A 23571-nucleotide genomic window follows, 5' to 3' on the forward strand; every position below is an offset into this window, starting at 1 on the left:
CCATGGCGAAGACACCCGCACCGAGCGGTATGGGCAGGAAGTGGCCCTTCGCCGTCGTCGGGCTCGTGCTCGCGACCGGGGCCGCCTTCGTGTTCGCGTACCGGCTGTCGCCCGCGCCCGCCGAGCCGCTGACGGACCGCGAGGCGCGCCTCAACGTGCTGGCCTTGTGTGACGCGGTGCAGGCCTACCGCGACGAGCACGGCAACTACCAGCTCGCCGGGCCCACGCCGCGGGAGGTGCCCCGGGGCGGCCGCGCGGTGCCCTTCCCGGAGGACGAGGCCTTCCACCGGCTGGGCTTCGAGCCCCAGGACGGCGTGCGCTTCCAGTACGAGGTGGTGCTGCAGGAGAGCCCCGTGGGCGAGCCGGAGGTGTCGTGCCTGGCGCGCGGCGACTTCGACGCGGACGGGCTCAACTCCGTCTACCGCGTGCGCCTGGACTCCAATGGCATGACGACGCCCATCGAGGTCGAGCGCGAGGGCGAGTAGCCCCCGGGCGCAACCCGCCCCGCTCCTGGCGCGAGAATCCGGGAGATGGGCCACGTCGGAGACATCCGGGCGCCTCGCGAGGGCCCCCGCTCGGGCAGGGGAGGTGGGCGCCCGGGCTCGGGGACACCGCCCGCCGGCCTGCCTGTGCTCCCTGGGGACGGCGTGGCGCACGGCACCGAGCCTGGCCGCCCGCCGCGCGCGTCGGTGGCGGACACTTCGTTCAACCCCCGGAACGGTCCTCCGGAGCGACCCGCGCTAGGCTCCGACCCTCTCGAGCAGCCGCCGTCCCACTCCACGGCCGATGAGGAACCCGCCATGTCTTCTTCCTCGCGCGTCCCCTCTGCCTTCGCCCGGCTGGCCCAGCACATCCTCAAGTCGCCGGCGGGCCCCATCCCCCGCGTGGGCCCCAAGGCGCCGGAGCGCGGCGGCCTCCCGGGGGGCAACAAGGACGGCTTCAAGAGCCAGGTGCCCACCACGGGCCAGCCGACGCTGGGGGGCCAGGAGCGCGCCCCGCTGCGCAAGGTGGCGGAGCTGGTGCCCCCTGGGCTGGAGAAGCTGGTGGGCAAGCAGGAGCTGGGCGTGCGCTTCGGCTCGGACGCGGCGCTCCTGTCCGCGCACCTGCAGCCCTCGGGCATGTCCGGCTCCGAGCGCGCCACCCGGCTGTGGGCCTTCTTCGCCGCGTACGCGGAGACGGCCGCCGCCCAGCCGCCCCAGAAGGAGGGCCAGGAGGCCTTCCGGGAGTCGCTGGAGGGCCACGGCTTCGCGGAGCTGCGCGACGCGAACACGGGGAAGGACGGCGTGACGCAGGGGCTGTGGGTGCTGGAGGCCCGCACGCCCGACGAGGCCCGCGAGCGCGTGGCCAGCGTCCGGCTGGAGCCGCCCCCGGAGGTCCGCCACTCGGAGGCCGCGGTGCGCGCCGAGGGGACCGTCGACCCGGGGCTCGCGGCCCAGGGCCGGGGCCCGGACTCGCTGCGAGGCGCGCCCGCGCCCCTCGCGATGCGGCCGGCGGAGTCCCAGGAGCGGGACGAGGGCGAGCCGGACGACGAGGGCCTCCCGCGCCGCACGACGAACAAGAAGCTGGGCGCGATGATGCTCTGGAACGTGCTGCACCGCTTCCGCGACGACGCCGAGGACGGCGCGGTGGCGCAGGGGCAGTGGGACCGGGTGGCCTTCGGGGCGGTGCTGGCCCTGGTGGGAATCGCGCTCGTCGTGCTGGCGCTCGTCAGCCTCTAGGGCGGGCGAGGGGGACTCTTCCGGTCCGCGTGCGAAAAGTCTCGGCCCCCGCCGGCTTGTGGTACGTTGCCGCACCCATTGGCAACCGACGACCTCACACTCGTCAAGCGCGTCCGGAGCGGCGACCAACGCGCCTTCAAGCTCCTCGTCGAGCGTTACCAGCGCAAGGTGTACGCAGTCGCGCTCGGCATGCTCAAGGACAAGGAGGAGGCGATGGACGTCTCCCAGGAGGCGTTCGTCAAGGTCTACAAGTACCTGGACCACTTCAAGGGCGACTCGTCCTTCTACACGTGGCTCTACCGCATCACCGTGAACATCTGCATCGACGTGCTGCGAAAGCGCGGCGGTGGAGGCGAGGCGGTGGAGTTCGACGAGAGCCAGGCCATGGACCTGTCCGAGGCGCGCATCGGCGCTTTGGGCAGCCGCCTGGGCACCAACCCCCAGAAGAGCGCGCTGAGGCGGGAGCTGGCGGAGAAGATTCAGGAGGCCCTGAGCACGGTGCCGGAGAAGCACCGCGCCATCCTGCTGCTCCGGGAGATCGAAGGCATGTCCTACGAGGACCTGGCCCGCACGCTCGATATTCCCAAGGGCACCGTGATGAGCCGGCTGTTCCATGCCCGGGCCAAGGTCCAGAAAATCCTGAGTGAATACCTGGAGTTGGACGAAGCGAAGAGCGGCGTGGGGAACGAATGAAGGGCCCTCGAATATCTGAGGGGACCCGGCGTCACAGCCACAGCATTCGCAGGTTCCACCACCGAGCAGGGTGAAGGTTATGGCCGGAAATCCCGCATGTGAGCGTTTCGTCCCCATGCTCTCTCCGTACGTCGACGGAGAGCTGACGCCCGCGGAGCGGGTGAACGTGGAGCGGCATCTCACCGCCTGCCGAGACTGCACCGGGCGCGCGGCGGACCTGCGCGCCGAGTCGGGCCTTCTCCGGGTCGGTCTGGACATGGCGGTGGACGACGTCGACTTCAAGGACTTCGCCCAGAAGGTCATGGCGCGGGTGACGCCGGAGAAGCCGCCCCTGTTGGAGCGGCTCAAGCTGGCCCTGTCGGAGATGTTCCTCTACCAGCGCACGGCGATGGTCTCCTCGCTGGCCACCGCGGCGGTGCTGGTGGCGGTGGGCCTGCCGCTGCTGCTCAGCGACAGGGCCCCGGTGGGCTACGGCGCCGAGCGCATGACGGTGAAGTCCATCCAGCCCTACCAGGACGCGCGCGTGGCGCCCGTGGTGATGGAGACGGACAATGGTGGCACCATCATCTGGCTGGTCGACGAGGAGACGCAGGACGACCCGTCCCAGGAGGATGAGGAGCAGGGCGAGGACATTGGGGGCGGCCTTCGTGGCGGCAAGGGAGTAAAACCCCTGGGCAAGCCGAAGTCGGAAGTGGAGCGGCCCTCGGGAGGTCCCCTGTGATGAGACACATGTCGTCCGGCCGGGTGTTGCTGGCCGTGCTGGGCCTGGGCGTGCTCATGCCGCTGGTGAGCCAGGCCCAGGAGGAGCAGAAGGTCAGCGTCCAGGTGGAGGTGGTGCTCGCCTCCAAGAAGGGCACGGAGGTGGACCCTCCGGAGCTGGCGAAGATGAAGGAGCAGTTCCAGAAGCAGAACTTCAACTTCACCTCCTTCAAGCGGCTGTCCAACGACACGCTGGACGTCACCGCGAAGCAGTCCACCGAGGTGAAGCTGCCCAACGGCAGCAACGCGTCGCTGCAGCTGGTGGGCATGAAGGACGGCACCGCCACCGTGCGCGTGGCCATCCCCCGCCAGCCCACGCTGGACGTGGAGCTGGGCCGTCAGGGCGCCGTCTACCAGAAGGCCGGCAAGCACGTGGGCGGAGAGCTCATCCTGGTGCTCTCCCCGCCCTCGAAGTAACCCCGGGCCGGCCGCGTCACGCTTTGGCCGGCCAAGGTCTTCTCGGGACTTCAGGCGGCCCGGTCCACCGCGAGCGCCACGTCGCTGAAGTCCGTCTCGTCCACCTCGAAGGGCTCCTCGACGCGCGAGGGCGCCGGGGCCACCGTCGCCTGGCGGGGCTCGGCCTGGTCGGCGCGCTCGTGCTCCAGGTGGATGCGCAGCCCGTCGAACATGGTGTCGAACGCGCGGTAGACGCGGTCCACCATGGCCAGGGCGTCGCGGCGCACCTCGGGCTCCAGCACCATGGCCTCCAGCTCCGCCGCCAGCTCCTGCTCGAACATGGCGTGCTGCGCCTCGGCCTGCATGTGGTGGTCGGAGAAGTACTTGAGCCGCTCATCGGCGCCCTGCGCCGCGCTGACGATGGCGGTGCGGCTGAAGAACACGTGGCTGGTGGACTCCAGCGCCCACAAGAGGACGATGCGCAGCCGGTCGTCCACCGGCCGGTACACCTCGCTGATGATGGCGTAGGCGGCGTCGCGCGTCTTCGCGTGCGCCTTGCCGTAGAGCGCGCCGATGCTCAGCGAGCCCCCGGTGAGCTGGGCGATGTCGTCCTCGAACCACTGGTCATGACCGCCCTCCTCCGCGTGGTGGCGCGTGGCGAGCATCTTGAGATGAGCGTCCTGGATGAAGTGCGCGTTGAGGCGCAGCACGTCCTGGAACGTCATCACCCAGAACGTCAGGCGCGGCGCGAACGCCATCACCTGCTCAATCGGGCGGTCCTGCTTCAGGTCCGAGAAGAAGGGGTGTGAGGCGAACCGCTCCTCGCACACCGCGATGTGTTGGAGCACGGCCTTCATGGATGTCCCTCCCAGATGCGGATGCTTGGACTCCGCTCGGCCCTGGCGGAGTGTCTTGTCGAAGCGCCCAGGCCCACGCAGGGGAGATGTGTGGGCTTGGAGGCCAGCGGTGTGCGCTACCAACTGATGTTGTACGTACAGGCCCCATCTCCCCGGCGACGGCAACTCTTGGGGTCATGTTCAATACGCACCCAAAGAGAATCCTTGGGGCGGAATTTGTCGGTGATTGCCTCCAGGAGGCCGTAGTCCAGGTCGCACGGGTAGGGATTGTCGCAGCGCATCCTCGCGTTGCGCTTGTCCACGGGCTCGAAGTGGTAGCCGCCGATGTTGCCCTTGCCGCGGTGGTTCATGCCGTAGGCCATGTTCACGCCGCGCAGCCCCTTCTCCAGCGTGTCGATGTCCGGCGGGAAGTGCGCGCTGTCCGGAATCTTCCGGCCAATCGTTCGCACCGTGCTGGGGCCAATCTTGTCGAACACCAGGCTGAAGGACTTCAGCAGCGCGGACATCGGGTACCAGGTCTTGGCCTCCAGCGGGGTGATGCCATTCTCCGCGAGGATGCGCAGCGCCCGCGCCTGGGCCAGCTCCATCCCGTTGACGATGGCGAGGATGGACTGACCGATGACCTCGATGCCCTGGTAGGACGCGAAGGCCGGAGGGGTGGGATGGACGGAGGGGGTCTTCAATTCCATACGTGGCTGACCTCGCGATTCGATGCCACGCATTGAACCGGGTTTCGCGGGTATTTTCAAATTGACTGATATGTTCAAACTTTTCCGTTGCCGTGGATGTTTTGGATTGGGGCGGGGCTGACCCATGTCTCACTGTCTCGTGTCTGATTCCAGACAGTCATGTGTGGCGTGGGACGTGGGGGTGGGTGTGCCCATGCGGGGCTGGGAACATTGGGTGCGGAGATCGCCGCACGGACTGAAAAAATGGCAGTCCTTCCAGCCCTCTGGGCGGGGGCGAGTGCCGCAAACCCGCGAGAGGACAGGGGGAGGCGGCTCGGCACGTGGGTTGCTCAAGGGCAGGGGGCAGTCGGGCGGCGGCGGTGGCGGCGGGATTACGCGGTAACCCTCATCCTTGGAGAAGAACCATGGCGAAGACTCAGCGGCGTGGAGCGGTCATCCGGAAGGCTCGGCAGGTCAAGGCGACGACGGCCCGTGCGGTGTCGGGGGCTGGCAAGAGCGCTCGCAAGGTGCAGGTGACGCTGGGGGACCTCATCGCGGCCGCGTTCGACACGGTGGGCGGCGAGGTGAAGAAGGTGAAGCAGGTGATGTCCTCGCAGGACATGGTGCTGGCCACCGGCAAGCACATCGTCTTCGTGGGCTGAAGGCCGAGGCCTTGGCGGTGAGGGCGCCACGAGCGCGTGGCGCCAGGGGAGGGCGGCGAGGGGGTTGGGTGTGTGAAGCGCATCATCATTCCCGGACGCAACTGCTGGACGGTGGAGGAGACGAGCGACGCGGGCGTTCTCGTGGATGGACGCGCCTACTACCGTGAGCTGTACCGGGCCGCGAAGAAGGCCCGGCGCTACATCGCGATGACGGGCTGGCAGTTCGACAGCGACGTGTCGCTCCTGAGAGGCGAGGACCTGGAGGAGGCGCGCGGCGGCGAGGTCCGCCTGCTGCCCATGCTGGACGCGCTGTGTCGGGCCAACCCCGAGCTGCACGTGTACATCCTCGCGTGGGACTTCAGCCTGCTGCTCGCGATGGAGCGCGAGTGGATGCAGCACCTGCTGTTCAACTGGACGACGAACGAGCGCGTGCGCTTCCGCTTCGACCCGTCCAGTCCCTTGTATGGCGCGCACCACCAGAAGCTGGTGGTCATCGACGGTGTGCAGGCCTTCAGCGGTGGCATGGATGTCTGTGATTGTCGTTGGGACGACCGCGACCACCGGCTGAGCTCGTCGCTGCGCTGTGACAGCGGCAGGGACCCGCATGGGCCCTACCACGACGTGCAGGCCGTGTTCACCGGACCGGTGGTGGGCCGGCTGACGGAGCTGTTCGAGGCGAGATGGGCGCACTCGGGCGGCGGCGAGCTGCACCTGCCGACGGTGGCGCGCGACGACGTGACGTTCAGCTCGAGCGTGCCGGCGCCGCCGGGGCCGGTGGCCATCAGCCGCACGTTCGGCAAGACGCTGCTGCCGCCCCAGGAGGCCGTGCAGGAGGTGCGCGCGCTGTTCCTGGACGCCATCGAGGCGGCCGACCGGTTCATCTACATCGAGAACCAGTACTTCTCCTCCCGCGCCATCTTCCAGGCGCTGGTGCGCCGCTTCCGCGAGTCCGGGCGTCCACCCATCCAGGTGGTGCTGGTGTTGCCCAAGCAGCCCGAGGCGCTGCGCGAGCAACTGGCCATGGGCATCGCCCAGGTGCGGCTGCTGCGCGCGCTGGAGCGGGTGGCGCGCGAGACGGGCAACACCTTCCGCGTGTACTGCTCGGCGGCGCGCGACGAGCAGACGGGCGAGGACGTCTATACCTACATCCACTCGAAGGTGATGGTGGTGGACGACCGCTTCCTCACGCTGGGCTCGGCCAACACCACCAACCGCAGCCTGGGGTTGGACTCGGAGCTGAACCTGAGCTGGGAGGCGGAGGCCGACGGCGACGCGGTGTCGCGCGCCATCCGCCGCGTGCGGGTGTCGTTGATGGCCGAGCACGCGGGGCTGTCCGGCGCGGAGACGCTGGCGCCGCTGATGCGCGCGGACGCGGGGCTGGTGGACTGGCTGGACGCGGTGGCGAGCGCGGGGCTGCACCGGCTGCGCCCGCACCCCATGGAGACGGTGTTCGACCAGAGCCCGCTGCTCAAGTCGCTGGAGCCCGAGGACCTGGTCATCGACCCGGAGGACTCCGTGCTGGACGAGTCCCTCTTCGAGGCGCTGCGCGGCGGCGAGGACGGGCTGTTCGCCTCCGGCATCCGCCTGCTGTCGCGCTGGCTGGTGGGCGCGGCCGAGGAGCGGCCCCACCGGGCCATCCTCCCCGCGGACGCGGACTCCGAGGGGGGCGGCCAGTACGGCGGAGGGTGACGCACCCGTCACTCCCGGGGTGTCACCCGTCGGGTGGGTGTGCCGAGGCTCGGCAGTGTCACCCACACCCGGGCGGCGGCCGGGCGCTTCGCGGGAGGGCGGGGCCGGGTAGACTCGGGAGACGATGACTGGCGCCCCCCTCCTCGTCCTGTTCGCCCTCGTTACCCACCAGAGCTCCACCATCTCCGAGGAGGGGCCCTCGGATGAGAGCTCCATCTCCTCCGGCCAGCAGACGCCCGTGTCCAAGGCGCGCCTGGACGAGCCCGCGCCCCCGGGCAGCCGCAAGGGCGGTGACGGCTTCGGCTTCGGCGGGCAGCTGGAGGTGGGCGGGCTGAGCCTGCCGTCCGGCACACCGGGGGGCGGGCAGGACCTGTTCATCCGCGTCTACCCGTCGCTGGGGCTGACGAAGGGAGACTCCTTCGTGCTGCGGCTGGGGGCGAACCTCCGGATGCGCATGGTGGACGAGGAGCCGAAGCAGGCGGACGGGGACTACGGCGCGCGCCTGCGCCGCGAGGACTGGGATGAGCTGAGCGACATGGGGCAGGTGGTGCGCATGCTGCGCATCGGCCAGGAGGGCCGGCCGTTCTTCCTGCGCGTGGAGCCCTTCGTCGAGGAGTCGCTGGGCCGGGGCTACCTGATGGGCCGCTACAGCAACGTGCTGTCGCCCGACTACCACCCGGCCGGCGGCTCGCTGACGGTGGTGAAGGGGCCGGTGCGCGCGGAGGTCATCGCGAGCGACGTGCTCGCCGCGCGCATCTTCGCCGCGGAGGTGATGTTGGACCTGGGCCGCGCGGCCAGCGACGACGCGAACCGCTTCGACCGCTACCTGCTCCGCCTGTCCGCCGCGCACGACGCGGGCAAGGCCGGCGGCGAGTCCCCCAACATGACGCTCACCTCGCTGGGCGGCGACATCGCGCTGTACAAGGGCGAGCGGCTGCGCGCGTGGGCGCTCCTGGGCGGCGGCGCGCGCTTCGCCGAGTCGCACTCTCCGGCGGTGGGCGGCCTGTTGGGCGTGGCCTTCGAGGGGCAGCTGGCCAGCGGCACGCAGCTGAGCGTGACGGTGCAGGGCCGCCGTCAGGGCGGGCGCTTCCGCTTCGGCATGTTCGGCCCGGACTACGAGCTGGGGCGCTTCTCCGGCACGGGCCTGGCGGAGCAGCCCATCGCGGACGAGGAGCTGCCCACGGGCTTCTCCGGCTACCTGGAGGCCTCCATCGCCAAGGGCAGCGCGGACACCACGCTGCTGCTGGGCAGCGTGGCCGCGCAGTATCACGGCTTCGGCCGCACGGACCTGGACGTGTCCGCGGGCTTCGAGCTGCCCGGCGGGCGCACCCGCGTGCTGGGCCGCGCGGTGCTGACGGCGCTGGGAGACCGGCCGCGCTACTCGGTGAGCGCGGAGGTGCGTCAGCGCCTGGTGAACCACCTGTACGCCTGGGGCTCCGGCGGCACGGTGCACTTCCCGCAGGCGGACAACGTGCTGGTGCGCGGCGTGACGGTGGGCGCGGGCGTGGGCGTGGACTTCCAGCGCTGAAGGCGCGCGCCTCAGGGGGCCAGGGGCAGGGTGAAGTGGAAGGTGGAGCCGTGGCCCACGCGGGTGTCCACCCAGATGTGGCCGCCGTGGCGCTCGATGATGTCGCGGCAGATGTAGAGCCCCAGGCCCAGCCCGCCGAAGCCGGAGATGGGCGCGTTGCGCGCGCGGAAGAAGCGCTGGAACAGGTGCTCGCGCTGGTCCTCGGGGATGCCGATGCCGGAGTCGCGCACGGACACGTGGACGCAGCTCCCGTCGCGCTCCAGCTTCAGCCGCACGCAGCCCCCGGTGGGGCTGTACTTGAAGGCGTTCTCCAGCAGGTTCGACAGCACCTGCGCGAGCCGCCCGCGGTCCCCCAGCACGACGAGCGGCTCGGGCGGGACCACGCGCTCCAGGGTGTGCTGTCCCGTGAGCGGGCGTGTCTCCGCGAGCACCTCGTCGATGAGCGTCTGGAGCTCCACGGCGCCCCGGTGCAGCTCCAGCCGTCCCGCCTCGATGCGGGTGGCGTCCAGCAGGTCGTGGATGAGCAGCGACAGGCGCGACACCTGGGAGAGCGCCTTGTCCACGTGGTGGGGCTTGGGGGCGTGGCCCTGGGTGGCCTGCTGCTTCATCATCTGCAGGTGCAGCTTGAGCGGCGTCAGCGGCGTCTTCAGCTCGTGGGCGGCGATGGACAGGAAGTCGTCGCGGACGCGGATGGCCTCCTGGGCCTCCTTGAGCAGCCGCTCGCGCTCCTGTCGGGCGCGGTGCTCCTCGGTCACCTCCACGACGACGGCGCCCAGGCCGACGATGCCCGCGCTGGGCGTGCTCACCGGGTAGTAGCTGACGCGCCAGTGGCGCAGCTCCTCCGGCGTCGCGGGCACGTTGCCGGACATCTCCATGTCGCTCATGGGGATGCCCGTCTCCATCACCTGGAGCATCAGCGGCGCGAAGTGCGGCGCCATGAGCGGGTTGGCCTCCCACACGGTCCGCCCCAGCTCCCACTCGCGCGAGTGGCCGTGCAGTGACGCGAGCGCGGTGTTGATGCGCAGGTAGCGCAGCTCCCGGTTGAGGAACGCGAGCCCCACGGGCGCGTGGGCCAGGAAGGTGTCGAGCAGCGCGAAGGACTCCTCGGTCCGCTCGCGCGCGTTCTGCTCCGCGACCAGCAGCCGCTCCCGCTCCACCTTCGCGCGGCGCTCCTGCGTCACATCCCGGTAGCTCCACACCCGGCCGATGATGGCGTCGCCCATCCGCTGTGGCAGCGACGTGCCCTCCAGCACGCGGCCGTCCTTCATCTCGATGACGTCCACGTGGACGGCGTCGGAGGGGATGTACTGCGCCTGGATGCTGGCGAGGAACGCCTCCGGGTCCGCCGTCTGGGGCGCGGCGTGGCGGAGGGCCGCCTCCGCGATGCGTGGGCGCATCAGCGCGTCGCTCAGGTCCCACATGTCCTGGAAGCGCTTGTTGAAGGCGATGATGCGCCGCTCCGCGTCCACCACGATGACGCCGTCCGCGATGGAGTCGAATGTCGCGCGCAGCACGGAGTGGGTGTGCTCCAGGCGCTCGCGCGCGCGGCGCTGCTCGGTGACATCCACCAGCAACCCGCGCAGCCTCACCGGCCGGCCCTCCTCCGCGGTGGCGGTGACCTGCGTCCGCATCCACACGGCCTGGCCGCTGTCGGTCATCATGCGGAACTCCAGCTCGTGGGTGCGCCCCTGGCGCAGCGCGCCCAGGCAGGTGGCCATGACGCGGCTCCAATCCTCCGGATGGACATGGCGCGCCCAGAAGTCGGGCTCGCTCACCCAGCGCCGCGCTTGCAGCCCCAGCAGCCGCTCCGCCTGGTTGCTGACGAAGGTGAAGCGGAACTCCGCGTCCGCCTCCCACACGATGCCGTCGATGCTGTCGATGAGGCTCTCGTAGTGCTCGCGCACGTGCTCCGCGCTCGGGACGGCGTGCGCTGTTCGCGGGGCCTGTCGCGGCTGAAGCCGGGCGCATGCGCCCACGAGCGAGCCGTCGTCCCCGTACACGGGGAGCACCACGGCGAAGAGACGCTGTCCCTGGCCGCTGCCCTCACCCAGCCCCTGCTCGCCCGCCAGCGCGGCCCGCACGGCGGTGAAGAGCCAGGGCAGGCGCACGAGGACCTCTCGGCAGGAGCGGCCCTGCTCTCCACCGCCCTCCCAGCCGGCCGCCAGCGCGAGCACCGGGTCCATCCAGATGACGCCTCCCTGGGCGTCGACGACGAGCGCGGCGCGCAGGTCGCGGCCCACCTGGAGCAGCCGCTCGTGGGGCGTCACGGGGCGCGAGGCGGCCTGGGCACCCGGGCCCGCCTGCCATCGCCGCATGTCGCCCTTCGCCATGTGCTCCACCTTCCGTGCCCATGTCGCCTGCTCCCGTCCCGGGCCTGGGAGGGCCGTGTTTCAAACATGGGACGCGCTCCGGGCCCGCGAAAGGGCGCCGCTCCCCTGGAGCCTCGCGCTTGACTACGTTTGTAGTCACGCGTACCTTCTTCGTGACTACAGTTGTCGTCACGGGATGCGCCATGAAGAAGCCGGTGGGTGAGCAGGAGCTGTCGGTGCTGCGGTACGTGGCCGAGCATGGGCCGGCCACGGTGGGCGAGGTGGCGGAGCGCTTCGGCGAGGCGCAGGGCCTGGCGCGCTCCACCATCCTGACGGTGATGGAGCGGCTGCGGCAGAAGGGGTACCTCACGCGGCGCAAGGTGGACGGCGTGTTCCAGTACGCCTCGCCGGTGCCGGAGGGGGAGCTGCTGCGGGGCGTGGTGGACGACTTCGTGCAGAGGACGTTGTCCGGCTCGCTGTCGCCGTTCGCCGCGTATCTGTCGGAGGCGGAGGATGTCTCCGACGCGGAGCTGGCGCAGCTGCAGGACGTGGTGGCTCGGCTTCGCTCGAAGAAGAAGAAGGACTAGCCCATGCGAACGGAATGGCTCGTGGATGTGGCCGCGTGGCTGTCGTCATGGCCGGAGGGACTGTGGCGCGCGTCGTGGCAGGGCGCGCTGTGCGCGGGGCTGGTGTGGGCGCTGACGCGGCTGTGGACGCGGATGCCGGCCGCGGTGCGCGCGGGGCTGTGGTGGCTGGTGGCGCTCAAGTTCGTGGTGTCGCTGGTGGGGCCTCATCCGCTGTCGCTGCCGGTGTTGCCCGCGTCGCTCTCGTTCCTGGGCGGCGCGTCGGCGGAGCCGGTGGCCTCGCTGGCGCAGGTCGAGCCCTCGACGCCGGTGGTGCATGGGGCGTACGTGGAGGCGCCGGTGTACCGCGGGGTGGGCACGCGGGAGGTGCACGTGGAGAAGCGCGAGGTCGCGTCGGAGGGGCTCGTCGTGTCGCCGGTCGCGCCTCGCGGTGAGGTGGCGGGGTGGACGCGGGTGCTGGCGTCCCATGGGAAGGCGCTCCTCTTGTGGGCGGTGCTCGCGGCGTGGCTCGGGGGCGTGGTGTGGCGGGTGCGGGCGCAGGCTCGCAACTGGGTGACGATGGCGCGGCTGCGTCGGGATGCGCGGTGCTTGAATCATCCGGACCTGGAGGAGGAGGTCCGCGAGCTGGCCGCCAGCGCGGGGCTGCGGCGCGTGCCGGCGCTGCTCGTGTCGGACCAGGTGACGAGCCCGCTGGCCACGGGGTTGTGGAAGCCCGTGGTGGTGCTGCCGACGAAGGCGGTGCGACGGCTGCCGCTGGCGGGGCTGCGCATGGCGCTGGCGCACGAGGTGGCGCACCTGAAGCGCGGCGACTTGTGGCTCGGCTGGGTGCCGGCGCTCACGGAGGCGCTGCTGTTCTTCCATCCGCTCGCGCGGCGCGCGGTGAAGGAATACGCGCTGGCTCGCGAGGAGGCGTGTGACGCGGAGGCCCTGCGTCTCACCGGCGCGGAGCCCGCGGATTACGGCGAGCTGCTGCTCGCCTTCGGGGTCGCCCGTCCCCATGGAAGCGCCGCGGCACTCGGCGCCTCGGACCACGTTCACGCGTTGCACAGGAGGTTGAGCATGCTGGAGCACGTCGACATCGGTTCCTCCCATTCCCGTCGCTGGTTGAAGGTGACGCTGTCCGTGCTGGGCCTCGTGGCCCTGGTGCCCTTCCAGGTCGTCGCCCGGCCGGAAGGACAGGACACGTCGAAGGCACCGGCGCCCGCCGCCGCGCCTTCTCCGGCGCCCGCCGCCGAGACGCCGGCCTCGCCGTCCCAGAAGCAGGGCACGACGCGCACCGGCGTGATGCCTGCGCCGACGCCGGCCTCGCCCGCCGCTCCGCGAACGCCGGTGTCGCCCACGGCCCCGGCTGCGGTGACGCCGCCGACGCTCGTGACGCCGCTGACGCCCTCGATACGCGTGACGCCGCCGACGCCGCCGACGCCGATGATGGGGAGCGCGCCGCGTCCTCCCACGCCGCCGACGCCGATGATGGCCATGGCGGGTGGGCCCCCGGCGCCGAAGCCGCCGCGTCCTCCCGAGCCGCTCGATGACGACTCCGGCTACGTGCTGCTGTCCGGCGACAGCGCGACGATGAACGGCAGCATGGTGGACCTGCAGCTCGCCAAGATGTTCAAGGACAAGAAGGGCGGCGAGCTGCTCTACGTCCGCCGCAAGGGCGAGACCTTCCTCATCCGCGACGCGGCCACGCTGAAGACGGTGCGCGAGGCGCTCAACGACGTGCGGACCGCGGGCGAGGCGCAGGGCAAGGTCGGCGAGCGCCAGGGCGCGCTGGGCCGCGAGCAGGGCGCGCTCGGCATGAAGCAGGGCGCGCTGGGCATCAAGCAGAGCGAGCTCGGCCTGCGGCACGCGGAGCTGGCCCACAAGCGCGCCGGGCTGCGCTTCGAGTCGAACCGCGCGGACGCCCTGCCCGAGGCCGAGCGGGAGCGCCGCCAGGCGGAGCTCGACAAGCAGGAGGCGGAGCTGGACAAGCAGATCGACGCGCTCGACGAGCAGCAGGAAGCGTTGAGCCGTGAGCAGGAGGCGCTCGGCCGCGAGCAGGAGAAGCTCGGCGAGCGTCAGGAAGCGCTCGGTCGCGAACAGGAGAAGGTCAGCGAGAAGGCCGAAGCCCTGCGACGCGAGGCCGAGCGCAAGGTCCAGTCCCTCATCGACGAGGCCCTGAGGAAGGGCCTGGGCCAGCCGCTGCCCACCTGATGACGGTTGCCGGCGGGCACCTGGGACGCGGGGATGAGCGCTCCTCTACCGTGAGAGGAGCCACCCGTCCTCTCACAGGAGGCCCCGTCCGATGAGTCTCGCCGCAAGTCCGCAGGGAACCCCCGCCGGAGCGCTCGAGTCCGCCATCCAGCGCGTGAAGTCGGGCTCGCTCTCCTGGGTGAAGCTCACGCTGCCGGAGCGAATCTCCCTCCTGGAGGAGCTGGGGCGGGGCTATGTCGCCATCGCGGAGCCGAGCGTGCGCGCGGCGTGCGAGGCGAAGGGCATCAAACCCGACAGTCCGCTGTCCGGTGAGGAGTGGCTGTCGGGCCCCATGGTGGTGGTGCGCAACCTGCGCCTGTTGGCCGCCTCGCTCCGGGGCATCCAGCACCACGGGGTCCCCCGCATCCCCGCCTCCCGCCTGCGCACGCTCGAGGACGGGAGGCTCGCGGCGCGCATCTTCCCCATGGACTCGCTGGAGGGGATGTTGCTGCCGCGCAACGAGGGCGAGGTCCACTTCCAGCCCGGCGTCACCGCCGCCAACCTGCGCGAGCACCAGGCCGCGTTCTACCGGGAGCCGCACGGCGGCCGGCTGTGCGCGGTGTTGGGCGCGGGCAACGTCAACTCCATCCCCCCGGCGGACTGTCTCTACAAGCTGTTCGTCGAGGGCACCGCCTGCGTGCTCAAGATGAACCCGGTGAACGCCTACCTGGGGCCCTTCCTGGAGCAGGCGTTCGCCCCGCTGGTGCGCCGGGGCTTCTTCGCGGTGGTGTACGGCGGAGCGGCGGAGGGCGCGGCGCTGGTGTCACATCCCGCGGTGGACGAGGTCCACATCACCGGCAGCGACAAGACGCATGACGCGCTGGTGTGGGGACCGCCGGGGCCCGAGTCGGACGCGCGGCGGGCCCGGAACGAGCCGCTCCTGAAGAAGCCCTTCACCAGCGAGCTGGGCAACATCTCCCCGGTGGTGGTGGTGCCGGGGCCGTACTCGGACGGCGAGCTGCGCTTCCAGGCGGACAACATCGCCGGCATGGTGGCCAACAACGCGTCCTTCAACTGCAACTCCGCGAAGCTGCTGGTGCAGCCGAAGTCGTGGAGCGCGCGCTCGCGCGTGGTCGACGCGGTGGAGGCGAGCCTGGGCAAGGCGGCCGTGCGGCGCGCGTACTACCCGGGCGCGGACCAGCGCTGGCGTCAGTTCACCGAAGGCCGCGCGCACCTGCGCCAGGTGGGCCGGGCCGCGGAGGGTGAGCTGCCCTACGCGCTGATTGCCGACGTGGACCCGCTCCAGACGCAGGACCGCGTCTTCCGCCACGAGCCGTGGTGCACGGTGTTGTCGGAGACGGGGCTGGAGGGGACGGACGACCCGGTGGCCTTCCTGGCGCGCGCGGTGGCGTTCCTGAACGAGAAGGTGTGGGGCACGCTGAACGCCACGCTCATCGTGCATCCGGGCTCGCTGAAGGACGCGGAGGTCTGCCGCGCGGTGGAGCAGGCGGTGCGCGAGCTGCGCTACGGCACGGTGGCGGTGAACACGTGGCCCGCGGCGGCGTACGCGCTGGTGTCGCTGCCGTGGGGCGGGCATCCGTCCTCGACGCCGCGAGACATCCAGAGCGGGCTGGGCTGGGTGCACAACACGTTGATGCTGGAGGGGGTGGAGAAGTCGGTCCTCCGCGCGCCGCTGACGAACCTGCCGGCGCCTCCGTGGGTGCCGGGGCACCGTGGGGTGGGTGAGCTGGGACAGCGGCTGGTCCAGTTCGAGAAATCGCCCTCGTGGCTCAAGGTGCCGGGCATCGCGGCGGCGGCCCTGCGTCGCTGAGTGTCACGACCCGCTCTCCCAGCGCAGGGCGGGGGGCCTCGGGGTGTCGGGGCGCCAGCGCCGTGATAAACCCGGCGCATGTCATCGACGCATGCTCGGGAAGGCGGACGGCTGCTCCAGGTGGGGCAGCCGCAGGAGGCGGTGAAGAGTTTCCAGAAGGGGCTCGCCATCGACCCGGACGACGTGGAGTGCCTGCTGGGGCTCGTCCGGACGTACCTGAGCACGGGCGCGGCGGCGGACGCGGAGACGGCGGCGCTGCGGCTGTTGAAGGTGAAGCCGGACCACGCGGAGGGCCAGGCGCACCTGGCCATGCTGCGGGCGCAGGCGGGGAGCGCCGAGGCGCTGGAGGCGCTCAAGGCGTTGGCCTCGGCGCCGACGGCGGGCTACTTCGAGCGCTTCAACCTGGGCGGGCTGCTGCTGGACCGGGGGGATCTGGAGGGCGCGAAGGCCGCGTACGAGTCCGCGCTCCAGGTGGCGCCGGGCAGCGCGCACGTGCACTTCGAGCTGGGCCGCATCGGCCTGGCGCAGGGGCAGGCGGGCGCGGCGGTGACGCACTTCCAGAAGGCGTCCGAGGCCGCGCCGCAGGAGGCGATGCCGCTGCTGATGCTGTCGCGCGCGCACGCGGCGCAGGGCTCGCTGGGGCTGGGCATCCAGGCGGGCACGCAGGCACTGGAGAAGGCGCAGGGCGGGCTGCGGCGCGCGGTGCTGGAGGATTTGTTCAAGCTGTACCTGTCCGGGGGCAGCCCCGAGGGGGCGAAGCGCACCGCGCAGGAGCTGCGCCAGTTCGACCCGTCGCACGTCAACTACGTCTACATGCACGGCCTCGCGATGATGAGCGCGGCGCAGTTCCCGGAGGCGAAGGCGCTCTTCGAGGAGGCGCTGCGGCTGGCGCCGCGAAGCTGGCAGACGCTCCAGGCGCTGGCGCAGATGCATGGCGCGCTGGGTGAGCGCGCGGAGATGCGCCGACGGATGGAGGAGGCGGTGGCGCTGGTCCCCACGGAGCTGGGGCCCGTGAATGACCTGGCGTTGCTGCTGATGCAGGACGACCAGCACGCCGTCGCGAAGCCCCTGCTGGAGCGCGCGCTGGCGGCGCATCCCGAGGATGCGACCACGCACCTGAACATGGCGGTGGCCACGTTCCTGACGGACCGTCAGGCGTGCATCCACCACGCGCAGAAGGCGCTCGCGCTGGGCGAAGGCGTGGTGCGCGAGCAGGCCGAGCGGTTGTTGAAGACGCTCAACGCGGGCTGAGGTGTCCGAGCGACGGGGCGCATCGGTGCCCCGTCCGCTCCGGTCCTCGATTCGTGCGCTCGCGCTGGGTGAGCGCATCGTGCGCGAGCAGAGAAGACGCTGTCCGAGGGGGCGGGGCATCGCAGTGCCTCGTCCGCTCCGGTCCTCGATTCATGCGCGGTGCCCGTGCCGCCCGGAGACGCGAGCCTCGCGATGCCGACGGTTCAGCGCCATCGCCTCGCGCTCAGGTCCGAGCCCTTACCGTCCGAAGAGCCCCCACCGCTTGTGCGCCTTGCCACCCTGGGCCCGTGACAGCCGCTCGCCCAGGATGCGGCTCATCTCCAGCGCCACGCCGGGGTTGGCCATGACGACGCTGCGGAAGTCCTCGCGGCCCACCGCGGCCAGCTCGCACGCCGTCGCCGTCACCGCCGTGGCCGTGCGCGGCTCGCCCGTCAGCAACGCCAGCTCACCGAAGAAGCCCCCGGGCTTCACCAGGGCCACGGCCTGTCCACCCGTGTCCTTGAGCTGCACCTCGCCGGAGAGCACCACGTAGAAGCTCTCGCCCGCGTCACCCTGGCGGAACAGCTCCGTGCCCGCCGGCCGCTGGAGGTGCTCCGCGCCGCGCGCCACCGTCTCCAGTTCCTCCGGATTCAACGGCGCCAGGAAGTCCACCTTGCGCAGCGTGGCCGCCAGCGCCGCCGCGCCCGTGGTGCCCACCGGCTCCGCCGTGAGGAACGTCACCGCGTCCGCCAGGTGCGCCCGCCGCGCCACGAGGATGATGGTGTGCCCCGCGCGCAGCACGGTGCTCCCGTCCGGCAGCGTCGCCCGCCCCTGCGGGTCCACCATGCCGATGAACACGCACTCGCGCGGGAAGCCCTCCATCGCCCGCACCTGCGCCACCGTCTGCCCCGCCACCCGCGCGCGCAAGGGCAGCTCCAGCTCGAACAGCACCGTGTCGCCGTCACCCAGCGGCAGCGAGCCCGCCACCTGCGGGAAGTCGATGGCCGTGGTCATCTTCGCGACCACCACCTCGGCCTCGGCCACCAGCTCCTTCACGCCCGCGAGCCGGTACGCCTCGCGATAGCTGGTGTCCAGCATGCGCACCATGATGCGCGCCGGCGACATGCTGCGCACCAGCATGGCGAACGCCAGGTTCTCCGGGTCTCTCGCAAGCACGCCCGCGGCCACGTCCGCCGAGGAGATACCCGCCGCCTCCAGCACCTGGGGACTCGTCGCGTCCCCGCACACGGCCACCACGCCCACCTCGTCGAACAGGCGCGCGCAGATGCCCGCGTCCCGCTCGATGACCGTCACCGTGTGCTGCTCGGCCACCAGCCGCGCCGCCAGCACGCTGCCCACCCGGCCCCCTCCCGCGATGATGATTTTCACGACGCCTTCCTCCCGTGCTCCGCCGTCGGCTCCTCGCCGTGCGCGCCGTGCAGCATCTTCTCCAGGTTCAACGTGCGCTCATCCAGCTGCGCCAGCATGTGCTCCGCCGTCGTCTCGGGGATGAGCCCGCTCCTGCGCGCGTTCTGCAACGCCGTGCGCTCCGCGTCGATGAGCCGCCGCCGCATGGCGATGAGGTCCTTCGCGCCCTGCGCCAGATGGTGCTCGTTGAGCCGGCGCAGCTCCCGCTCCGCGCGCGCGATGCTCACCTGGTACTCGCTGCGCAGGTGCTCATACGCCGCCCGGGGCACCAGCCCCTGCTCGTGCAGCGTCGCCAGCTCCTGATGCGCCGCCCGGCTGGCGATGAGCCGGCCGCGCTGCTCGGACATGGACAGCGCCACCTCGTCCTGCTGGAACAAGCCCAACCACTTCAACGCGCGCGTGAGCGCCATGCCCTGTCCCACGAGCGACACCAGCGTCACGCCGAACGCGATGGCCACCAGCTTCTCGCGCCCCGGCGTCGTCGCCGGCAGACCCAGCGCGAGCCCGATGGAGAGCGCGCCCTTGATGTTCCCCACGATGAAGACGTGCTGCCACCGGGGCGGCACCGCCTCCGCCGGACGCGCGAGCTTGAGCAGCAGGAAGGGCAGGTAGATGGCCACCGCGCGCCCGGCGAGCACACAGCCCACCGCGATGAGCGTCTCCGGCACGTAGTCGCGCAGCGTCTGCGGCTTCGTGGTGAGCCCCACCGCGAGGAACAGGAAGGTGTTCACCCCGAAGGTGGCGTACTCCCAGAAGGAGTGGATGGCCACCTGGCTCTGCGGCGACGCCTCCCTGCGCAGGCTGACACCCACGGCGAGCCCCGCGACGACGGCGGCGATGGCGCCCGACAGGTGGAGCTGCTCGGCGACCACGAACGACGCGAGCGCCACGGCCGTCGTCACCATGATTTCGGCGAGCGGGTCCTCGGTGCGACGGATGACGAAGCCGCCGAGCATGCCCACCGCCAGCCCCACCACCGCGCCGCCCGCGGAGGCCAGCAGCACGCGCGCGGCGAGCATGGGGATGGACGGCGCCGCCGCTCCCGCCACCACGCTGGCGATGGCCGCGTAGGCCACCAGCGCGGTGCCGTCGTTGAAGAGGCTCTCCCCCTGGATGATGCCCGACAGCCGCGAGGGCACCGGCGCGCGGCGGAACGCGTAGAGGATGGAGACGGTGTCCGTCACGGCGAGCAGCGCGCCCAGCAGCAGCGCGGGCCAGATGGGCAGGTCCACCAGCACGTGCAGGAGCGAGCCCGTGGCGCCGATGGCCAGCACCATGCCCAGTGTGGACAGGATGAGGATGGGCAGGGCATTGGCGCGGATGCCATTGAGGTCCGCGGTGATGCCTCCCTCGAAGAGCAGCGCCGGGAGGCAGACGAGGAACACCACCTCCGGGTTGAGGGGCGGCACGCCGGGGAGCAGGTTGCCCACCGAGATGAGCAGCCCTCCCACCACGAGCGCCACGTTGTAGGGCATGTTCGCCCGTTTGGCCGCGATGGCCAGGACGATGGCTGCCACCATCAATCCAATGACGAGGGGCATCTCCAAGTGCACGGCGCGCAGTCTTCCAGAACGCGCGAGCGCCCGTAAGGCCCCCGTGCGTCAACGCCGCAAGCGCAGGATGAGGTCCTTGCGAGGCCCGCAGTCGCCTCGGCCGTCGCAGTTGCTGGTGGTGACGTACAGGTGGCCGTCCGGCCCCATGCTCACCTCCCGCAGCCGGCCATGCGTGTCGCGCAGGTACACCTCGTGCCGGGCCACCCGGGCGGGGTTGCCCTGGTCGAACTCCACCCGGTGCAGGTGCTTTGAGCCCAACGTTCCGATGAGCAGCGAGCCCGTCCACTCGGGGATGGCGGTGCCGGTGTAGAGCGCGGCGCCGCCGGGAGGCATGGCGTCCGCGAAGGTGAGCGACGGCGTCACCCAGCCTTCGTGCACCTCGCACGAGTAGATGCCGGGCCAGCCCAGGTTGCCGCCGGGGCGCGCGAGGCTCACCTCGTCGTGTCCCCGGCGCATCGTCTCGCCGCTCGGGCCGTGGTCGGTGACGTACAGCGTGGTGGCATCCTTCCAGTCCCAGCCCTGGAGGTTGCGCAGGCCGGTGAGGAAGGCAGGCGAGTGGGGGAAGGGGTTGTCCTGGGGCACCTGGCCGTCGGGGGTGAGGCGCAGGAGCTTGCCGGCCGGGTCATTCACATCCTGGGAGCGGTCGGGTGAGCGGGCGTCGCCGGTGCCCGCGTAGAGCATGCCGTCCGGGCCGAAGCGCAGGCGTCCGCCGTCGTGGTACGTGGCGGAGGGGATGTTTCCGAAGACGACGTGGTCGAAGGTGGCGGTGGTGTGGTCCTCGGAGAGCGTCCACCGCTCGATGCGGTTCTCGTCCTGTCCGCCGGCGTCGGTGGTGACGTAGACGTAGAACTGGCGGTTCGTGGTGAAGTCCGGGTGCGCGGCGATGCCGAGCAGTCCGCCCTCGGCGGCGCGGGTGATGCGCACAGTGGCCACGGGTTGGGGTTGGAGGGCGCCGGCCTTGAGCAGGCGGATGCGGCCGGGGCGCTCGGTGACGAGCGCGTCACCGCCGGGCAGCCAGGCGATGCCCCACGGGACTTCGAGTCCCTCGGCGACGACGTCCACGGTGATGGGGACGGTGCCGTCCGGGCCCCAGTCGTCGGCGACGCGCACGCAGTCCTGGGAGTTGGCGGTGCCCTGGGACTGGCTCTTGCGGCAGGCGGAGGCCGACAGGGCGAGCACGACGAGGCTCGGGGCGAGCAGGCGAGAGACGCGCATGGGGCGATTAATGTCCGGCGGTGAGCGCTCACGCCAGCGCCGAGGGTGCTCGGGTGCGGAGGGGTGGACGGTTCATCGGGTGAGAGGGTCCCTGAGGGCAGGGCGGGCAGGCGGACGGGCTGGGGCTGCGATCACTCCTTTTTCGCGGTGGGGCGCGTGGGCACCTTCAGCGCACGGGACAACCCACCCAGGTGAAGCAAGGAGACGTCCTATGGCGCGCATCGCGTTCATCCTCGCCGACGACTTCGAGGATGCGGAGTTTCGTGTGCCCTACGACCGCGTGAAGCAGGCGGGGCACGAGGCGGTCATCATCGGCCTGGAGGCTGGCGAGCCGGTGAAGGGGAAGAAGGGGGAGGAGGTCATCACGCCGGAGAAGGCCGTGAGGAACGTGTCCTCGCGGGAGTTCGACGCGTTGGTGATTCCTGGCGGTTATTCGCCGGACCACCTGCGCATGGACATCGACATGGTGGGCTTCGTTCGGGACTTCTTCCGGGCGGACAAGCCGCTGGCGGCCATCTGCCATGCGCCGTGGATGTTCGTGGAGGCGGACATCGCGGATGGGCGGACGCTCACCTCGTGGCCGTCGTTGAAGACGGACCTCATCAACGCGGGCGCGCGCTGGGTGGACCGTGAGGTGGTGGAGGACGGCAACGTCATCACCTCGCGCAACCCGGGGGACCTGCTGGCGTTCAGCGAGGCGCTGCTGCGTCAGGTGGACCACGGGATTGCGCGGCGACTGGAGGCGCCGCTCGCCCCCGAGGCCGCGTCGGAGCAGCCTCCGACGATGCACTGAGCCACGGACCTGGGCTCAGAGGCGTTGTGTCTGCATGAACGCGCGCAACGACTCGGCACAGGCCGCGCAGCGCTCGCGGAAGTGGGCGCTGAGCGTGAGTTCCTGGGTGAGTCGCTCCCAGTAGGCGAGGGCCCGACGGGCGGCGTCAGGCCAGACGTCCAGCGTGGTCGCGTTGGGAGGCTGGGGTGTGTACTCGCGCTCGACGAGGTTCGTGCCCACGGGCGCGAACATCATCGGCAGCATGTCGTACGCGGGTGCGAGCCGGAACCGCTTCGGTCCTTCCGTGAAGAAGGCGAGGTTGCCGAAGTGTCGGTCGGTGTTGCCAATGAGTTGGCCGAAGACGTCGAGCCACCGCGCCTGGCGTGCGTCCTCCTCGGAGATGAAGCGGGCCTCGCACAGCTTCAGCGTGGCCTGGGTCCAGGTGCCGCGCACGCCGAGGTACTCATTGTCGATGGCGCCGAGTGAGAGCAGGCCGCGTCTGCCACGGAGGCCGACGCGGTCGAAGCGCTCGACCTCGAGGAAGCGATAGCCCTCCGCATCGAACCAGCGTGTCGACGCCGCCGCGTGCCCCGCGTCACGGATGGCTTCGAGCGCGAGGTGCTCGGTGACGAGCAGGTCCTTCCATCGGGACACTGCCGCGCCTTCGTCATTGCCCGCGAACTTCACGATGACGTGCCGGTCCTTCACGCGCGTCGCGAACTTGAGATGCTCGCCTCCCACGGAGGAGCCAGGATGTCCCTGTCCCGAGGCCCGAGCGAGCCGGGGATAGTCGTCGGGAGTGGCGTGTGTATCGGGCGTCGCGAGATACCGGTCGAGTGATTCATCGCCGAGGATGAAATCTCCGACGCAGTCCTCGCCTCGCAGCGCGAGCGCGACCAGACAGTCATCATCGGTCCAGTCCGCCACGTGCTGGGGCAGGGCGAGTTCGGGATATCGCAGGGAGAAGGTCCGACCGATGTAGCCCTGGGGACTCATGTCCGCTGCGAAGGGTGGCAGTCCCTCGAACAGCTCGGATTCCCCCTTCACGCGTTCGAGCCAGTGACGTCCCTCCGCGAGCAGGTGGAGCTCTCCGTCCCGATGGATGGTAACTGTCTCGTCGATGCGATGGAGGCTCAGCCGCGTGCCGAGTGAAGGCAGTGAGCGTGTCTGCGCATAGCGCGTCGCGGGGCCTTTCCCCATGCGGCACAGCCGGTCTCCCGCGGCCGCGAGCAAGCGTGTCACCGTGGGCCGAGAGACCTGGAGCCACGTGGCGAGCTCGCTCGCCTGCGCATCGCCGCGACGGCCGAGCGCCGCGAGAAGCTGTTCCACCGTGGCCATGCCCGTGCCTCCGCATACTCCCGAAGCCCTCCTCCGTGAGCAGAAGAGTGATTCGATTCGTGAGCAGAACACAGGACGCGCGCGCGCCGCGTTCTGACTCGACTTTCGCCCTTTTGGGGTGGGATGCCCAAGCAGGGGGCCGAGAGGAGAGAGGGCTGAGGGTTGGTAA

General features: G+C 70.9%; 20 protein-coding genes. 13 read left to right on the forward strand and 7 right to left on the reverse strand.

Translation table 11 applies throughout. The features are described from left to right. The first annotated feature begins 2 nt into the window (after window positions 1–2). The 5 genes from K8640_RS27025 (at window position 3) to K8640_RS27045 (ending at window position 3587) form a co-directional block, all read left to right on the forward strand. Window positions 3–485, forward strand: a complete 483-nt coding sequence (locus tag K8640_RS27025; protein WP_223749695.1) for a hypothetical protein — start codon at window positions 3–5, stop codon at window positions 483–485. Between the two features lie 315 nt (window positions 486–800). Beyond that, the gene (locus K8640_RS27030) at window positions 801–1718 is read left to right on the forward strand and encodes an Immediate early protein ICP0 (protein WP_223749696.1); all 918 of its coding nucleotides are present in this window, start codon (window positions 801–803) and stop codon (window positions 1716–1718) included. 78 nt (window positions 1719–1796) lie between these two features. Beyond that, a complete protein-coding gene (locus K8640_RS27035; protein WP_141330510.1) occupies window positions 1797–2411 on the forward strand; it encodes an RNA polymerase sigma factor in 615 nt (204 codons plus the stop codon). Window positions 2412–2490: 79 nt separating this feature from the next. Beyond that, a complete protein-coding gene (locus K8640_RS27040) occupies window positions 2491–3132 on the forward strand; it encodes an anti-sigma factor (protein ID WP_046716569.1) in 642 nt (213 codons plus the stop codon). Beyond that, window positions 3129–3587: a hypothetical protein gene (locus K8640_RS27045; protein ID WP_370640397.1), complete on the forward strand. Its 459-nt coding sequence runs from the start codon at window positions 3129–3131 to the stop codon at window positions 3585–3587. The genes K8640_RS27040 and K8640_RS27045 overlap by 4 nt, the downstream gene beginning before the upstream one ends. A 50-nt stretch (window positions 3588–3637) precedes the next feature. Here K8640_RS27045 and K8640_RS27050 read toward each other — a convergent pair whose 3' ends face one another. Continuing rightward, the gene (locus tag K8640_RS27050; protein WP_223749698.1) at window positions 3638–4423 is read right to left on the reverse strand and encodes a hypothetical protein; all 786 of its coding nucleotides are present in this window, start codon (window positions 4421–4423) and stop codon (window positions 3638–3640) included. Between the two features lie 116 nt (window positions 4424–4539). Then, window positions 4540–5112, reverse strand: coding sequence for a hypothetical protein (locus K8640_RS27055; RefSeq protein ID WP_223749699.1), 573 nt, complete (start codon window positions 5110–5112; stop codon window positions 4540–4542). Between the two features lie 404 nt (window positions 5113–5516). Here K8640_RS27055 and K8640_RS27060 point away from each other — a divergent pair, with 404 nt between their 5' ends. The 3 genes from K8640_RS27060 (at window position 5517) to K8640_RS27070 (ending at window position 8970) form a co-directional block, all read left to right on the forward strand. After that, window positions 5517–5753 carry a hypothetical protein gene (locus K8640_RS27060; RefSeq protein WP_046716565.1) on the forward strand — a complete coding sequence of 79 codons (237 nt, stop codon included), beginning with the start codon at window positions 5517–5519 and terminating at the stop codon, window positions 5751–5753. A 72-nt stretch (window positions 5754–5825) separates the two neighbouring features. Then, window positions 5826–7442 carry a phospholipase D-like domain-containing protein gene (locus tag K8640_RS27065; protein WP_223749700.1) on the forward strand — a complete coding sequence of 539 codons (1617 nt, stop codon included), beginning with the start codon at window positions 5826–5828 and terminating at the stop codon, window positions 7440–7442. Between the two features lie 124 nt (window positions 7443–7566). After that, window positions 7567–8970 (forward strand): hypothetical protein, encoded by a 1404-nt coding sequence (locus K8640_RS27070; protein ID WP_223749701.1) that lies wholly within the window; start codon window positions 7567–7569, stop codon window positions 8968–8970. A gap of 11 nt (window positions 8971–8981) precedes the next feature. Here K8640_RS27070 and K8640_RS27075 read toward each other — a convergent pair whose 3' ends face one another. Then, window positions 8982–11300 (reverse strand): ATP-binding protein, encoded by a 2319-nt coding sequence (locus K8640_RS27075; protein ID WP_223749702.1) that lies wholly within the window; start codon window positions 11298–11300, stop codon window positions 8982–8984. 182 nt (window positions 11301–11482) lie between these two features. Between K8640_RS27075 and K8640_RS27080 the strand changes: the two genes are divergently transcribed. The 4 genes from K8640_RS27080 (at window position 11483) to K8640_RS27095 (ending at window position 17117) form a co-directional block, all read left to right on the forward strand. Then, window positions 11483–11866: a BlaI/MecI/CopY family transcriptional regulator gene (locus tag K8640_RS27080; RefSeq protein ID WP_141330281.1), complete on the forward strand. Its 384-nt coding sequence runs from the start codon at window positions 11483–11485 to the stop codon at window positions 11864–11866. A gap of 3 nt (window positions 11867–11869) precedes the next feature. Then, window positions 11870–14056 (forward strand): M56 family metallopeptidase, encoded by a 2187-nt coding sequence (locus tag K8640_RS27085; RefSeq protein WP_223749703.1) that lies wholly within the window; start codon window positions 11870–11872, stop codon window positions 14054–14056. Between the two features lie 91 nt (window positions 14057–14147). After that, window positions 14148–15866, forward strand: a complete 1719-nt coding sequence (locus K8640_RS27090; protein ID WP_223749704.1) for an aldehyde dehydrogenase family protein — start codon at window positions 14148–14150, stop codon at window positions 15864–15866. Window positions 15867–15944: 78 nt separating this feature from the next. Beyond that, entirely contained in the window at window positions 15945–17117 is a 1173-nt protein-coding gene (locus tag K8640_RS27095) for a tetratricopeptide repeat protein (protein ID WP_141330287.1), read from the forward strand. A 237-nt stretch (window positions 17118–17354) separates the two neighbouring features. Here the strand turns inward: K8640_RS27095 and K8640_RS27100 are convergent, their stop codons facing one another. Genes K8640_RS27100 through K8640_RS27110 form a run of 3 tightly spaced genes read right to left on the reverse strand, consistent with a single transcriptional unit; the run spans window position 17355 to window position 21292 of the window. Next, window positions 17355–18485: an NAD-binding protein gene (locus tag K8640_RS27100; protein WP_223749705.1), complete on the reverse strand. Its 1131-nt coding sequence runs from the start codon at window positions 18483–18485 to the stop codon at window positions 17355–17357. Further along, the gene (locus K8640_RS27105; protein ID WP_223749706.1) at window positions 18482–20077 is read right to left on the reverse strand and encodes a sodium:proton antiporter; all 1596 of its coding nucleotides are present in this window, start codon (window positions 20075–20077) and stop codon (window positions 18482–18484) included. Before K8640_RS27105 ends, K8640_RS27100 begins: the two co-directional genes overlap by 4 nt. A gap of 48 nt (window positions 20078–20125) precedes the next feature. Next, window positions 20126–21292 carry a sorbosone dehydrogenase family protein gene (locus K8640_RS27110; RefSeq protein ID WP_223749707.1) on the reverse strand — a complete coding sequence of 389 codons (1167 nt, stop codon included), beginning with the start codon at window positions 21290–21292 and terminating at the stop codon, window positions 20126–20128. Between the two features lie 211 nt (window positions 21293–21503). Between K8640_RS27110 and K8640_RS27115 the strand changes: the two genes are divergently transcribed. Then, window positions 21504–22085, forward strand: a complete 582-nt coding sequence (locus K8640_RS27115) for a type 1 glutamine amidotransferase domain-containing protein (RefSeq protein WP_223749708.1) — start codon at window positions 21504–21506, stop codon at window positions 22083–22085. A gap of 15 nt (window positions 22086–22100) precedes the next feature. Here the strand turns inward: K8640_RS27115 and yjjJ are convergent, their stop codons facing one another. Further along, window positions 22101–23402 (reverse strand): type II toxin-antitoxin system HipA family toxin YjjJ, encoded by a 1302-nt coding sequence (yjjJ, locus tag K8640_RS27120; RefSeq protein WP_223749709.1) that lies wholly within the window; start codon window positions 23400–23402, stop codon window positions 22101–22103. Window positions 23403–23571 lie beyond the last annotated feature (169 nt).

Source organism: Myxococcus sp. XM-1-1-1, from assembly GCF_020037095.1.
In the GTDB taxonomy this organism is placed as follows: Bacteria; Myxococcota; Myxococcia; order Myxococcales; family Myxococcaceae; genus Myxococcus; species Myxococcus fulvus.

Excerpts from the sequence above, each read along its gene's own strand:
- K8640_RS27070 (WP_223749701.1), top strand. The coding sequence starts at position 7,567 with ATGACTGGCGCCCCCCTCCTCGTCCTGTTCGCCCTCGTTACCCACCAG.
- K8640_RS27080 (WP_141330281.1), top strand. The coding sequence starts at position 11,483 with ATGAAGAAGCCGGTGGGTGAGCAGGAGCTGTCGGTGCTGCGGTACGTG.
- K8640_RS27030 (WP_223749696.1), top strand. The coding sequence starts at position 801 with ATGTCTTCTTCCTCGCGCGTCCCCTCTGCCTTCGCCCGGCTGGCCCAG.
- K8640_RS27085 (WP_223749703.1), top strand. The coding sequence starts at position 11,870 with ATGCGAACGGAATGGCTCGTGGATGTGGCCGCGTGGCTGTCGTCATGG.
- K8640_RS27090 (WP_223749704.1), top strand. The coding sequence starts at position 14,148 with ATGAGTCTCGCCGCAAGTCCGCAGGGAACCCCCGCCGGAGCGCTCGAG.
- K8640_RS27055 (WP_223749699.1), bottom strand. The coding sequence starts at position 5,112 with ATGGAATTGAAGACCCCCTCCGTCCATCCCACCCCTCCGGCCTTCGCG.
- K8640_RS27060 (WP_046716565.1), top strand. The coding sequence starts at position 5,517 with ATGGCGAAGACTCAGCGGCGTGGAGCGGTCATCCGGAAGGCTCGGCAG.
- K8640_RS27050 (WP_223749698.1), bottom strand. The coding sequence starts at position 4,423 with ATGAAGGCCGTGCTCCAACACATCGCGGTGTGCGAGGAGCGGTTCGCC.
- K8640_RS27115 (WP_223749708.1), top strand. The coding sequence starts at position 21,504 with ATGGCGCGCATCGCGTTCATCCTCGCCGACGACTTCGAGGATGCGGAG.
- K8640_RS27025 (WP_223749695.1), top strand. The coding sequence starts at position 3 with ATGGCGAAGACACCCGCACCGAGCGGTATGGGCAGGAAGTGGCCCTTC.
- K8640_RS27040 (WP_046716569.1), top strand. The coding sequence starts at position 2,491 with ATGGCCGGAAATCCCGCATGTGAGCGTTTCGTCCCCATGCTCTCTCCG.
- K8640_RS27095 (WP_141330287.1), top strand. The coding sequence starts at position 15,945 with ATGTCATCGACGCATGCTCGGGAAGGCGGACGGCTGCTCCAGGTGGGG.
- yjjJ (WP_223749709.1), bottom strand. The coding sequence starts at position 23,402 with ATGGCCACGGTGGAACAGCTTCTCGCGGCGCTCGGCCGTCGCGGCGAT.
- K8640_RS27075 (WP_223749702.1), bottom strand. The coding sequence starts at position 11,300 with ATGGCGAAGGGCGACATGCGGCGATGGCAGGCGGGCCCGGGTGCCCAG.
- K8640_RS27110 (WP_223749707.1), bottom strand. The coding sequence starts at position 21,292 with ATGCGCGTCTCTCGCCTGCTCGCCCCGAGCCTCGTCGTGCTCGCCCTG.